Origin of the sequence: Streptomyces sp. NPDC017520 (genome assembly GCF_044329855.1) — a bacterium.
Taxonomy (GTDB): Bacteria; Actinomycetota; Actinomycetes; order Streptomycetales; family Streptomycetaceae; genus Streptomyces.
Map to the genome: position 1 here is coordinate 282,630 of NZ_JBIRKB010000010.1, position 12,917 is coordinate 295,546.

General features: G+C 71.2%; 11 protein-coding genes. All 11 read left to right on the forward strand.

Annotated elements, in window-relative coordinates:
* Window positions 1-3 precede the first annotated feature (3 nt).
* The 11 genes from ACH4KB_RS24765 to ACH4KB_RS24815 all read left to right on the forward strand — a co-directional run bounded on the left by ACH4KB_RS24765 (window position 4) and on the right by ACH4KB_RS24815 (window position 12,891).
* On the forward strand, window positions 4-876 hold the full coding sequence (locus tag ACH4KB_RS24765; protein WP_398068146.1) for a glycosyltransferase family 2 protein: 873 nt from the start codon (window positions 4-6) through the stop codon (window positions 874-876).
* Window positions 877-977: 101 nt separating this feature from the next.
* Window positions 978-1,907, forward strand: coding sequence for an ABC transporter permease (locus ACH4KB_RS24770; RefSeq protein ID WP_398068082.1), 930 nt, complete (start codon window positions 978-980; stop codon window positions 1,905-1,907).
* Entirely contained in the window at window positions 1,900-2,685 is a 786-nt protein-coding gene (locus tag ACH4KB_RS24775; RefSeq protein WP_398068083.1) for an ABC transporter ATP-binding protein, read from the forward strand. The genes ACH4KB_RS24770 and ACH4KB_RS24775 overlap by 8 nt, the downstream gene beginning before the upstream one ends.
* A gap of 474 nt (window positions 2,686-3,159) precedes the next feature.
* Window positions 3,160-4,071 carry a squalene synthase HpnC gene (hpnC, locus tag ACH4KB_RS24780; protein WP_398068084.1) on the forward strand — a complete coding sequence of 304 codons (912 nt, stop codon included), beginning with the start codon at window positions 3,160-3,162 and terminating at the stop codon, window positions 4,069-4,071.
* A gap of 29 nt (window positions 4,072-4,100) precedes the next feature.
* Window positions 4,101-5,021, forward strand: a complete 921-nt coding sequence (hpnD, locus tag ACH4KB_RS24785) for a presqualene diphosphate synthase HpnD (protein ID WP_398068147.1) — start codon at window positions 4,101-4,103, stop codon at window positions 5,019-5,021.
* Between the two features lie 118 nt (window positions 5,022-5,139).
* Entirely contained in the window at window positions 5,140-6,525 is a 1,386-nt protein-coding gene (gene hpnE / locus ACH4KB_RS24790; protein ID WP_398068085.1) for a hydroxysqualene dehydroxylase HpnE, read from the forward strand.
* 29 nt (window positions 6,526-6,554) lie between these two features.
* Complete coding sequence (locus ACH4KB_RS24795) at window positions 6,555-7,625, forward strand: polyprenyl synthetase family protein (RefSeq protein ID WP_398068086.1); 1,071 nt, start codon at window positions 6,555-6,557, stop codon at window positions 7,623-7,625.
* A gap of 107 nt (window positions 7,626-7,732) precedes the next feature.
* Complete coding sequence (gene shc / locus ACH4KB_RS24800) at window positions 7,733-9,730, forward strand: squalene--hopene cyclase (protein ID WP_398068087.1); 1,998 nt, start codon at window positions 7,733-7,735, stop codon at window positions 9,728-9,730.
* Window positions 9,730-10,377, forward strand: coding sequence for a 1-hydroxy-2-methyl-2-butenyl 4-diphosphate reductase (locus tag ACH4KB_RS24805; RefSeq protein WP_398068088.1), 648 nt, complete (start codon window positions 9,730-9,732; stop codon window positions 10,375-10,377). The genes shc and ACH4KB_RS24805 overlap by 1 nt, the downstream gene beginning before the upstream one ends.
* A gap of 5 nt (window positions 10,378-10,382) precedes the next feature.
* Window positions 10,383-11,402, forward strand: coding sequence for an adenosyl-hopene transferase HpnH (gene hpnH / locus ACH4KB_RS24810; RefSeq protein WP_397927141.1), 1,020 nt, complete (start codon window positions 10,383-10,385; stop codon window positions 11,400-11,402).
* 91 nt (window positions 11,403-11,493) lie between these two features.
* Window positions 11,494-12,891: an aspartate aminotransferase family protein gene (locus ACH4KB_RS24815; RefSeq protein WP_398068089.1), complete on the forward strand. Its 1,398-nt coding sequence runs from the start codon at window positions 11,494-11,496 to the stop codon at window positions 12,889-12,891.
* The last annotated feature ends 26 nt before the right edge of the window (window positions 12,892-12,917 follow it).

Genomic DNA, 12,917 nt, shown 5'->3' on the forward strand with positions numbered 1-12,917 from the left:
CCCATGAAACTGGGCGCGGTGATCATCACCATGGGCAACCGCCCGGACGAGCTCCGCGCCCTCCTCGATTCGGTCACCACCCAGCACGGTGACCGGATCGAGGTCGTGGTGGTCGGCAACGGAGCCCCGGTCCCCGACGTGCCCGCCGGGGTGCGCACGGTGGAACTGCCCGAGAACCTGGGCATCCCCGGCGGCCGCAATGTCGGCATCGAGGCGTTCGGCCCCTGCGGCGCCGACGTGGACGCGCTGCTCTTCCTGGACGACGACGGGCTGCTCCCGAACCGGGACACCGCCGAACTGTGCCGACAGGCGTTCGCGGCGGACCGGAAGCTCGGGATCATCACCTTCCGGATCGCCGACCCGGACACGGGCGCCACCCAGCGGCGGCACGTGCCCCGGCTGCGGGCCGCCGACCCGATGCGCTCCTCGCGCGTGACGACGTTCCTGGGCGGCGCCAACGCCGTACGCACCCGGGTCATCGCCGAGGTGGGCCCGCTGCCGGAGGACTTCTTCTACGCCCACGAGGAGACGGACCTGGCCTGGCGGGCGCTGGACGCGGGGTGGATGATCGACTACCGCGCGGACATGGTGCTGAACCACCCCACCACCGCCCCCTCCCGGCACGCCGTCTACCACCGCATGGTCGCCCGCAACCGGGTCTGGCTGGCCCGCCGGAACCTGCCCGCCCCCCTGATCCCCCTCTACCTGGGGGTGTGGCTGCTGCTGACCCTGGTCAGACGTCCTTCGGCGCCCGCGCTGAAGGCCTGGTTCGGCGGATTCGGGGAGGGCTGGACGACCCCCTGCGGGCCCCGGCGCCCGATGAAGTGGCGTACGGTGTGGCGGCTGACGAGGCTGGGCCGACCTCCGGTCATCTGAGAGGCTTTCCTCTGAGACCATGAGGCGTATTTTCTTTCCGGAACCTGTCCGCCTGAGCCGCGCCCGCGACTGGCTGCGCGTGAAGACGAGAGTTTCAACTTGTGAGTGACACGACCCACGACGGTGGGGTAGCCCTCGGGACCCCGCCGTCCGCCGACGAGGGCCTCGACGCGGCCCAGCTGGCCGCCAAGTACGGCCTGACCGTGAGCGGCGCCAGGCCGGGGCTGATCGCGTACATGCGACAGCTCTGGGGACGACGCCACTTCATCCTGGCCTTCTCCCGGGCGAAACTGACCGCGCAGTACAGCCAGGCCAAACTGGGCCAGCTGTGGCAAGTGGTCACACCTTTGCTGAACGCCTGTGTCTATTACCTGATCTTCGGGCTGATCCTGGGGACCAGGGAGGGGATTCCCCACGACGTCTTCGTGCCCTTCCTGGTCACCGGCGTCTTCGTCTTCACCTTCACCCAGAGCTCGGTGATGGCGGGTGTCCGCGCGATCTCCGGCAACCTCGGACTGGTCCGGGCCCTCCACTTCCCGCGGGCGTCGCTGCCCATCTCCTTCTCGCTCCAGCAGCTCCAGCAGCTGCTGTTCTCGATGATCGTGCTGGTCGCGGTCGCCGTCATCTTCGGCAGCTACCCCTCGCTGTCGTGGCTGCTGGTGATCCCCGCCCTGATCCTCCAGTTCTTCTTCAACACGGGGCTGGCCCTCGTCATGGCGCGGCTCGGCTCCAAGACCCCCGACCTCGCGCAGCTGATGCCGTTCGTCATGCGGACCTGGATGTACGCCTCGGGCGTCATGTTCTCCATCCCGGTGATGCTCAAGGACAAGCCGGCCTGGATCGCGGACGTGTTGCAGTACAACCCGGCCGCGATCTACATGGACCTGGTCCGCTTCGCCCTGATCGACGGATACGGCTCCGAGAACCTGCCGGACCACGTCTGGGCCGTCGGCGTCGGCTGGGCCGTACTGCTGGGTGTCGTGGGATTCGTGTACTTCTGGAAGGCAGAGGAACGGTACGGCCGTGGCTGAGGACAACGCACAGGGGCGCATCCCCACGGTGATCGCCGACGACGTGCACATCGTGTACCGGGTCAACGGCACGGGCGGCGGCCGCGGCAGCGCCACCGCCGCGCTGAGCCGCATGATGCGGCGGGGCAAGGGCGAGCCGCGCGGTGTCCGGAAGGTGCACGCCGTGCGCGGTGTCTCCTTCACCGCCTACCGCGGCGAGGCCATCGGTCTCATCGGCACCAACGGCTCCGGCAAATCGACGTTGCTGCGCGCCATCGCCGGCCTGCTGCCGACCGAATCCGGTCACGTGTACACCGACGGTCAGCCCTCGCTGCTCGGCGTGAACGCCGCACTGATGAGCGATCTGACCGGTGAGCGCAACGTCGTGCTCGGCGGACTGGCGATGGGCATGAGCCAGGACGAGATCCGCCGGCGCTACCAGGACATCGTGGAGTTCTCCGGCATCAACGAGAAGGGCGACTTCATCACCCTGCCCATGCGGACGTACTCCTCCGGCATGGCGGCGCGGCTGCGCTTCTCCATCGCCGCCGCCAAGAACCACGACGTCCTCATGATCGACGAGGCGCTGGCCACCGGTGACCGCAAGTTCCGCGTCCGCTCCGAGGAGCGGATCCGCGAGCTGCGCAAGGAGGCGGGCACCGTCTTCCTGGTCAGCCACAACAACAAGTCGATCAGGGACACCTGCGACCGCGCGCTCTGGCTGGAGAAGGGCGAACTCCTGATGGACGGCCCCACCGAGGAAGTCCTCAAGGCGTACGAGCGCGAAACGGGCAAGTAGCCAGAACGTTCGCCGCGGCCCCCGCCGGACCGGTCCGGTGGGGGCCGCGCGGTGCCCGGCGCCGTGCGGACCGTCCGCGGTAGGCCCAGGGGCGTGCGGACCTTCCGCGGTAGGGCTCAGGGGCGTGCGGACCTTCCGCAGTAGGACCCAGGGGCTATCTCCTCCCGGCGGATGACGTCAATTCCGCCACGCGCGGGGAAGGTTGACGGGAGCGGCGGAGAAGCGGCGGCGGGCGCTCCACCCCGCCGATCCCCTGCGAGCTGTACAACGTAAGCTGTAGCGGTGCTGATTCATGGCAAGTAGGGCGATACGCCCCGGCACCGGCCGCTCTGCCGCAGTGCACTCGGAAGACCGAGCGGCGTGTCCGAAAAGGGTTGTTTTGGATCAGCAGTGTAGAACGGGAGATGTGACGGCAATGACGGAAGATCTCCACCTCCGGCGTGGTCTCGCCGTCCCCGCGCCGGGCGGTCCGCAGTGACCTCGACCCCCGAGACGCGCATCGGTGACGCCACCCTCGGCAAGGCCGCGGACGAGAACTTCCCCGTGGCGCCCTTCTTCCTGCCCCGCGCCTGGCGCGACGACCTGATGGCGGTCTACGGCTTCGCGCGGCTCGTCGACGACATCGGCGACGGCGACCTCGCCCCCGGCGGCGCCGACGCCCGCCGGCTCGGCCTGGAGCCGGAGCAGAGCGACGACCGCCTCGCCATGCTCGACGCCTTCGAGACCGACCTCCACCGCGTCTTCGCCACCACCGGTGAGGAACCGCGCCACCCGCTGCTGCGCGGCCTCCGCCCCACCGTGCGGCGCCGGGCGCTCACCCCCGAGCCCTTCCTCGGCCTGATCGAGGCCAACCGCCAGGACCAGAAGATCCGCCGCTACGCCACCTACGCCGATCTCGCCGCCTACTGCGAGCTCTCGGCCAACCCGGTCGGCCGCCTGGTCCTCGCCCTCACCGGCACCACGAGCCCGGAACGCGTCCGCCGCTCCGACGCGGTCTGCACCGCACTCCAGATCGTCGAGCATCTGCAGGACGTGGCCGAGGACCTGGAACGCGACCGGATCTATCTGCCCGCCGAGGACATGGAACGCTTCCGGGTCACCGAATCCGACCTGGCCGCCCCCTCCGCCGGAGCCTCGGTCCGTGCCCTGATCGCGTACGAGGCCCAGCGTGCGAGCGAGCTGCTGAACGAAGGCCCCCCGCTGGTGGGCAGCGTCGACGGCAGACTCAAGCTGCTCCTCGCCGGATTCGTCGCGGGCGGGCGCAGCGCGCTCACGGCGATCTCGGCCGCCGGGTTCGACGTACTGCCCGGACCGCCCAAGCCCACCAAGCCCAGCCTGCTGCGCGAAGTGGGAATCGTCTTGCGAAGAGCGCGTGGAGAGAGGTGAGCCGGACCGTGGAGGGACAGACGACGTACATGTCGCCGCCGGTGCAGGCCGCATACAGTTACTGCGAGGCCGTCACCGGACAGCAGGCCCGTAACTTCGCCTACGGCATCAGGCTGCTGCCGTACGAGAAGCGGCAGGCCATGTCGGCGCTGTACGCCTTCTCCCGTCGTGTCGACGACATCGGCGACGGGGAGCTGGACCCGGAGATCAAGCGGACCCGGCTGGAGAGCACCCGCGAACTGCTGGAGCGGGTCCGCAAGGACGCGGTCGACGAGGACGACACCGACCCGGTGGCCGTCGTGCTCGCCGACGCCGCCCAGCGGTTTCCGCTGCCGCTCGGCGGGCTCGACGAGCTGATCGACGGCGTCCTGATGGACGTCCGGGGTGCGACCTACGAGACCTGGGACGACCTGAAGGCCTACTGCCGATGCGTCGCCGGAGCCATCGGACGCCTCAGCCTCGGCGTCTTCGGCACCGCGCCGGGCGCCCGCGGGGCCGAGCGCGCCGCGGAGTACGCCGACACCCTCGGCCTCGCCCTCCAGCTCACCAACATCCTGCGTGACGTCCGCGAGGACGCCGGCAACGGGCGCACCTACCTGCCCGCCGACGACCTGGCCAAATTCGGCTGCTCGGCAGGCTTCCACCGGACCACCCCACCCCCCGGCTCCGACTTCGCGGGCCTCATCCACTTCGAGGTCCGGCGCGCCCGCGCCCTGTTCGCCGAGGGCTACCGGCTGCTGCCGATGCTCGACCGCCGCAGCGGCGCCTGCGTCGCGGCGATGGCCGGGATCTACCGCCGCCTCCTCGACCGGATCGAGCGCGACCCCGAGGCCGTGCTGCGCGGACGGGTCTCGCTGCCCGGCCACGAGAAGGCCTACGTCGCGGTGCGTGGTCTGTCCGGACTGGACGCCCGCCACATCTCGAAGCTCACCACCAGGGGGCGGGGCTGATGCGTCTTCGTGGCTCCGGCTCCCGGGCAACCCTCCAGTGGCCCGACGCGTCACCCACTGCGACGATCTCCAGGATGAGGACCCGGCAGAGCGCACCGACCCGGCGAGAGGGGCACGCATGAACGACGAGAGCCCACGCCCCGTCGCCGTCGTCGTCGGCGGCGGACTCGCCGGCGTCACGGCGGCGCTCCGCCTCGCCGACGCCGGACTCGACGTGACCCTCCTGGAAGGGCGGCCCCGCCTCGGCGGCCTCGCCTTCTCCTTCCAGCGCGGCGACCTCACCGTCGACAACGGCCAGCACGTCTACCTGCGCTGCTGCACCGGCTACCGCTGGTTCCTCGACCGGATCGACGCCGCCCACCTGGCACCGGTCCAGGACCGTCTCGACGTGCCCGTGCTGGACGTCGGCCGGGCCGCCGGGCCGCGCCTGGGACGCCTGCGGCGCACCGGTCTGCCCGTACCGCTGCACCTCGCCGGCGGACTCGCCGCCTATCCCCACCTCTCGCTCGCCGAGAAGGCGGGCGTGGGCCGCGCCGCCCTCGCGCTCGGCCGCCTGGACCCCGCCGACCCCGAGCTCGACCGCGTCGACTTCGCGACCTGGCTGCGGCGGCACGGCCAGTCGGAGCGCACGATCGAGGCCCTCTGGGACCTCGTCGGCGTCGCCACGCTGAACGCCACCGCCCCGAACGCCTCCCTGGCCCTCGCGGCGAAGGTCTTCAAGACCGGCCTGCTCTCCGAGCCCGGCGCCGCCGACATCGGCTGGGCCACCGTGCCGCTCGGCGAGCTGCACGACACCCTCGCCCGCAAGGCCCTGGACACCGCGGGCGTCCGCACCGAACTGCGCGCCAAGGCCGGCTCCCTCATCCGCACCGAGGACGGCCGCTGGCACGTCGAGACGGCGGGGGAGCGGATCACCGCCGACACCGTCGTCCTGGCCGTACCGCAGACCGAGACCCACGACCTGCTGCCCGCGGGCGCGCTGGACGAACCGGATCTGCTGCTCGACATCGATAACGCGCCCATCCTGAACGTGCACGTGATCTACGACCGCAAGGTGCTGCGCAGGCCGTTCTTCGCCGCGATCGGCTCCCCGGTCCAGTGGGTCTTCGACCGCACCCGCTCCTCGGGGCTGACGGGCCCCGGGCAGTATCTGGCGGTCTCGCAGTCGGCCGCCCAGGACGAGATCGACCTGCCCGTCGCCGAACTGCGCTCCCGCTACCTGCCCGAGCTGGAACGGCTGCTCCCCGCCGCCCGCGGCGCGGGCATCCGCGACTTCTTCGTCACCCGGGAGCGCACCGCCACCTTCGCGCCCGCCCCGGGCGTCGGGCGGCTGCGCCCCGGCCCCCGCACCCGGCTGTCCGGACTTCAGCTGGCGGGGGCCTGGACCGACACCGGCTGGCCCGCGACCATGGAGGGTGCCGTGCGCAGCGGCGCCGGCGCCGCCGACGCGGCGCTCCACGACCTCGGCCGCCCCCCAGGACATCCGCTGCAGGAGGCGGCATGAGCAGTACCACCGGAACAAGAGGAGAGTCTGTGACCCCGGCGAATCCGGCTTTCGACACCGTGGCGGACACCGCGGACGTCACCGCGCTTCTGGAGCGCGGACGAGCCCTGTCAGCGCCGGTCCTGCGGGCTGCCGTGGGCCGGCTCGCGCCGCCCATGGACACCGTCGCCGCCTACCACTTCGGCTGGATCGACGCGGAGGGGCAGCCCTCGGACGGCGACGGCGGCAAGGCCGTGCGCCCCGCGCTCGCCCTGCTGTCCGCCGAGGCGGCGGGGGCCCCCGCCGAGGCCGGCATCCCCGGCGCCGTGGCCGTCGAACTCGTGCACAACTTCTCGCTGCTGCACGACGACCTGATGGACGGCGACGAGCAGCGCCGCCACCGTGACACCGTCTGGAAGGTGCACGGCCCCGCCCAGGCGATCCTGGTCGGCGACGCGCTCTTCGCGCTCGCCTACGACCTGCTGCTGGAGCTCGGCACCGTCGAGGCGGGCCGTGCGGCCCGCCGGCTGACCACAGCCACCCGCAAGCTCATCGACGGGCAGGCCCAGGACATCTCCTACGAGCACCGCGAGCGGGTCACCGTCGAGGAGTGCCTGGAGATGGAGGGCAACAAGACCGGCGCCCTGCTGGCCTGCGCCGTCTCCATCGGCGCGGTGCTCGGCGGCGCCGACGACCGTACCGCCGACACCCTGGAGGCGTACGGCTACCACCTCGGTCTCGCCTTCCAGGCCGTCGACGACCTCCTCGGCATCTGGGGCGACCCGGAGGCCACCGGCAAGCAGACCTGGAGCGACCTGCGCCAGCGCAAGAAGTCCCTGCCCGTCGTCGCGGCGCTCGCCGCCGGCGGCGAGGCCTCCGACCGGCTGGGCGAACTGCTCGCCGCCGACGCCAAGAGCAACGACTTCGACAGCTTCTCCGAAGAGGAGTTCGCCGCCCGCGCGGCACTCATCGAGGAGGCGGGCGGCCGCGAGTGGACCGCCCAGGAAGCCCGTCGTCAGCACGGAAACGCCATCGAGGCGCTGCACGCCGTCGACATGCCCCACCGGGTGAGGGAACAGCTCACCGAGCTTGCCGACTTCGTGGTGGTACGAAAGAGATGACAACGCTTCGCATATGACTCGCAGTCGCCGGCCGGCGCCCCTCACCGGGCGCCGGCCGACGGTGACCCCAGCACAGCAGAGAACCGACTGCACGTAAGGGGAAGCTCATGACAGCGACGACCGACGGATCGACCGGGGCCGCGAACCCCGAGGCCACGGCCCACGATCCGACCGACACGACAACCGCCGCGGACGACGTGACCGTCGCCGCGCGGCGGGCCGCGGAACGCTCGGTGGAGCACCTCCTCGGCAGGCAGGACGAGCAGGGCTGGTGGAAGGGCGACCTCGCCACCAACGTCACGATGGACGCCGAGGACCTGCTCCTGCGTCAGTTCCTCTCCATCCAGGACCCCGGGACCACCCGGGCGGCCGCCCTCTTCATCCGTGGCGAACAGCTCGGCGACGGCACCTGGAACACCTTCTACGGCGGACCGGGCGACCTCTCCGCCACGATCGAGGCGTACGTCGCGCTGCGGCTGGCCGGGGACCGCCCCGACGAGCCGCACATGGCCCGCGCCTCCGGCTGGATCAGGGAACAGGGCGGCATCGCGGCCGCTCGCGTCTTCACCCGCATCTGGCTGGCGCTGTTCGGCTGGTGGAAGTGGGACGACCTCCCCGAACTGCCGCCCGAGCTGATGTTCTTCCCCAAGTGGGTCCCGCTCAACATCTACGACTTCGGCTGCTGGGCCCGGCAGACCATCGTGCCGCTCACCATCGTCTCCGCGAAACGCCCGGTGCGCCCGGCGCCCTTCGCCCTGGACGAACTGCACACCGACCCGGACCACCCCAACCCGCCCAGGAAGCTCGCCCCGCCCGCCAGTTGGGACGGCGTCTTCCAGCGCCTCGACAAAGGGCTGCACCTCTACCACAAGGTCGCCCCGCGCCCCCTGCGCCGCATCGCGATGAACCTGGCCGCCCGCTGGATCATCGAGCGCCAGGAGAACGACGGTTGCTGGGGCGGGATCCAGCCGCCCGCCGTCTACTCCGTCATCGCCCTGCACCTGATGGGCTACGACCTCGACCACCCGGTGATGAAGGCGGGCCTGGCCTCGCTCGACCGGTTCGCCGTCCGGCGCGAGGACGGCGCCCGCATGGTCGAGGCCTGCCAGTCGCCCGTCTGGGACACCTGCCTCGCCACCATCGCGCTGGCCGACGCCGGGCTCCGACCCGACCACCCCGCCCTGGTGAAGGCCGCCGACTGGATGCTGGCCGAGGAGATCACCAGACCCGGTGACTGGTCGGTACGGAAGCCTGAACTGGCTCCAGGAGGCTGGGCGTTCGAGTTCCACAACGACAACTACCCGGACATCGACGACACCGCGGAAGTCGTCCTGGCGCTGCGCCGGGTGCGCCACCCCGACCCCGCCCGCATGCAGGCGGCCATCGACCGCGGGGTCCGCTGGAGCCTCGGGATGCAGTCCCGCAACGGCGCCTGGGGCGCGTTCGACGCCGACAACACCAGCCCCTTCCCCAACCGCCTGCCCTTCTGCGACTTCGGCGAGGTCATCGACCCGCCGTCGGCCGACGTCACCGGCCATGTCGTGGAGATGCTCGCCGTCGAAGGGCTCGCGAGCCACCCCCGTACCCGCGAGGGCATCGCGTGGCTGCTGGCCGAACAGGAGGCGTGCGGGGCCTGGTTCGGCCGCTGGGGCGTCAACTACGTCTACGGCACCGGGTCCGTGGTGCCCGCCCTGATCGCCGCCGGGCTGCCCGCGGGGCACCCCGCCATCCGCCGGGCCGTCGGATGGCTGGAGTCCGTCCAGAACGACGACGGCGGCTGGGGCGAGGACCTGCGCTCCTACCAGGAGGAGAAGTGGATCGGGCACGGTGAGTCCACGGCCTCCCAGACCGCCTGGGCGCTGCTCGCGCTCCTCGCCGCCGGCCGCCGCGACACCCGCCCGGTCGCCCGCGGCGTCACCTGGCTGACCGAGGCGCAGCAGGCCGACGGCTCCTGGGACGAGCCGTATTTCACCGGGACCGGCTTCCCCTGGGACTTCTCCATCAACTACCACCTCTACCGCCAGGTCTTCCCTCTCACCGCGCTCGGCCGCTATGTGTACGGCGACCCGTTCGCCGGCCGGGCGACCGCCGCCGAGGGGGCCTGATGGGAGACCCGGGACGGCGGGGGAGTCCCGCGACGCCCCTGCTGGTCGCCTGCGCCCTCGGCATCGAGCAGGTGGCCCTGCGCAGCGGCAGGGGCACAACGGGCCCGGTGCGGGTCCTGCGCACCGGAATGGGCCCCCGGGCGGCGGAGGCGGCCGTGGCGCGCCTCCTGGGCCCCGGCGGGGTCCCCGACGCCGCCGTCATCGCCTCCGGCTTCTGCGCCGGCCTCGCCCCGGGGATGCACCCGGGGGACCTCGTCGTCGCCGAGGAGACCCGGGACGCCGACGGCACCACACCCTGCGCGGGCACCGGCGTCCTGGTCGCCGCGCTCGCCAGGGCCGTTCCGGGCCGTACGGTCCACACCGGCCCGCTGACCGGCTCCGACCACGTCGTACGGGGCTCCGAGCGGGCCGCGCTGCGGGCGGGCGGCGCCATCGCGGTGGACATGGAGTCCGCCGCGACACTGCGTACCGCCCTGTGCCACGGGCCGCGCCCGGTTGCGGCCGTCCGGGTGGTCGTGGACGCTCCAGAGCACGAGCTCGTCCGTATCGGCACCGTACGCGGTGGAATATCGGCGTTCCGCGTTCTTCGTTCCGTCCTTCCGGCTTTCTACGAATGGCACCGATCTTTACTGCTCCCCAGGAGGTGAGCTAGATGGCCATGCCGCTCCGCCAGTCCATCAAGGTTGCGACGTATCTCCTCGAACAGAAGCTCCGCAAGCGTGAGAAGTTCCCACTGATCGTCGAGCTGGAGCCGTTGTTCGCCTGCAACCTCGCCTGCGAGGGGTGCGGGAAGATCCAGCACCCGGCCGGTGTCCTGAAGCAGCGTATGCCGGTCGCCCAGGCGGTGGGCGCGGTGCTCGAATCCGGCGCCCCCATGGTGTCCATCGCCGGTGGCGAACCGTTGATGCACCCCCAGATCGACGAGATCGTGCGCCAGCTCGTGGCCAGGAAGAAATACGTCTTCCTCTGCACCAACGCGATGCTGATGCGGAAGAAGCTCGACAAGTTCACCCCGTCCCCGTACTTCGCCTTCGCCGTGCACATCGACGGACTGCGCGAGCGGCACGACGAGTCGGTCGCCAAGGAAGGCGTCTTCGACGAGGCCGTCGCCGCGATGAAGGAGGCCAAGCGGCGCGGCTTCCGCGTTACCACCAACTCCACCTTCTTCAACACCGACACCCCGCAGACCATCATCGAGGTCCTCGACTACCTCAACGACGACCTGCACGTCGACGAGATGATGATCTCTCCCGCCTACGCCTACGAGAAGGCCCCCGACCAGGAGCACTTCCTCGGCGTCGAGCAGACCCGCGAGCTGTTCAAGAAGGCTTTCGCGGGCGGCAACCGGGCCCGCTGGCGGCTCAACCACTCACCGCTCTTCCTGGACTTCCTGGAGGGCAAGGCGGACTTCCCGTGCACCGCGTGGGCGATCCCCAACTACTCGCTCTTCGGCTGGCAGCGCCCCTGCTACCTGATGAACGACGGCTACGTACCGACCTACCGCCAGCTCATCGAGGAGACCGACTGGGAGAAGTACGGCCGGGGCAAGGACCCTCGCTGCGCCAACTGCATGGCGCACTGCGGCTACGAGCCCACGGCGGTGCTCGCCACCATGGGGTCCCTGAAGGAATCCCTGCGCGCGGCGCGGGAGACCATCAGCAGCAACCGCTGAGGCGGTGTCCGACGAGGTACGGCCGGCCGCCACGGTTCTCCCGGGGCGGCCGGCCCTCATGGCGCAGCACACCCGAAGGGAAGAGCGGGCGATGACGGACGGCGGATCCCAGGGCTTCGATCTGGCTCGGCTCCTCGCCGAGCGCGGGGCCGAACGGTACGACCTGCACGCACGCCACCTCAACCACCAGCTGCCGCGCATGCTGCACACCATCGGCTTCGACAAGGTCTACGAGCGGGCCGAGGGCGCGTACTTCTGGGACGCGGAGGGCAACGACTACCTCGACATGCTCGCCGGGTTCGGCGTCATGGGCCTCGGCCGTCACCACCCCGTCGTCCGACAGGCGTTGCACGACGTCCTGGACGCCCAGCTCGCCGACCTCACCCGCTTCGACTGCCAGCCGCTGCCCGGCCTGCTCGCCGAGAAGCTCCTCGCCCACAGCCCGCACCTGGACCGCGTCTTCTTCGGGAACAGCGGCACGGAGGCGGTCGAGACGGCGCTGAAATTCGCCCGCTACGCCACCGGGAAGCCCCGGGTCCTCTACTGCGACCACGCCTTCCACGGGCTCACCACCGGCTCCCTCTCGGTCAACGGGGAGAGCGGCTTCCGCGACGGCTTCGCCCCCCTGCTGCCGGACACGGCCGTCCCGCTGGGCGACCTGGCGGCACTGCGGCGCGAGCTGACGCGGGGCGACGTCGCGGCCCTCGTCGTGGAGCCCGTCCAGGGGAAGGGCGTGCACGCCGCACCGCCCGGCTATCTGCGCGGGGCGCAGGAGCTGCTGCACCGGCACAAGGCGCTCCTGATCGTCGACGAGGTGCAGACGGGCCTCGGCCGGACCGGGGACTTCTACGCCTACCAGCACGAGGAGGGGGTGGAGCCCGATCTGGTGTGCGTTGCCAAGGCGCTCTCCGGCGGCTATGTGCCCGTCGGCGCGACCCTCGGCAAGGACTGGATCTTCCGCAAGGTCTACTCCTCGATGGACCGGGTCCTCGTCCACTCCGCGAGCTTCGGCTCCAACGCCCAGGCGATGGCGGCCGGGCTCGCCGTCCTGACGGTGATGGAGGACGAGGAGACCGTCGCCAACGCCCGGCGCACCGGCGACCTGCTGCGCGAGCGGCTGGCGGCCCTGGTGGACCGCTACGAGCTGCTGCACGAGGTCCGCGGGCGCGGGCTGATGATCGGCATCGAGTTCGGCCGGCCCGCCTCGCTCAAGCTCCGCAGCCGCTGGACCATGCTCCAGGCGGCCCGCAAGGGCCTCTTCGCGCAGATGGTCGTGGTGCCGCTGCTCCAGAAGCACCGGATCCTCACCCAGGTCTCCGGCGACCACCTGGAAGTGATCAAGCTGATCCCGCCGCTGGTCATCGGGGACGCGGAGGTGGACCGCTTCGTGGCGGCCTTCACGTCCGTCATGGACGACGCGCACAGTGGCGGCGGACTGATGTGGGACTTCGGCCGGACGCTGGTCAAGCAGGCCGTGGCCAACCGCTGACCGGCCGGGAGGAGAGGGATTGCCTC

Coding starts and splice junctions, on each gene's coding strand:
- ACH4KB_RS24765 (WP_398068146.1), top strand. CDS start 4: ATGAAACTGGGCGCGGTGATCATCACCATGGGCAACCGCCCGGACGAG.
- hpnD (WP_398068147.1), top strand. CDS start 4,101: ATGTCGCCGCCGGTGCAGGCCGCATACAGTTACTGCGAGGCCGTCACC.
- hpnE (WP_398068085.1), top strand. CDS start 5,140: ATGAACGACGAGAGCCCACGCCCCGTCGCCGTCGTCGTCGGCGGCGGA.
- shc (WP_398068087.1), top strand. CDS start 7,733: ATGACAGCGACGACCGACGGATCGACCGGGGCCGCGAACCCCGAGGCC.
- ACH4KB_RS24805 (WP_398068088.1), top strand. CDS start 9,730: ATGGGAGACCCGGGACGGCGGGGGAGTCCCGCGACGCCCCTGCTGGTC.
- hpnH (WP_397927141.1), top strand. CDS start 10,383: ATGGCCATGCCGCTCCGCCAGTCCATCAAGGTTGCGACGTATCTCCTC.
- ACH4KB_RS24815 (WP_398068089.1), top strand. CDS start 11,494: ATGACGGACGGCGGATCCCAGGGCTTCGATCTGGCTCGGCTCCTCGCC.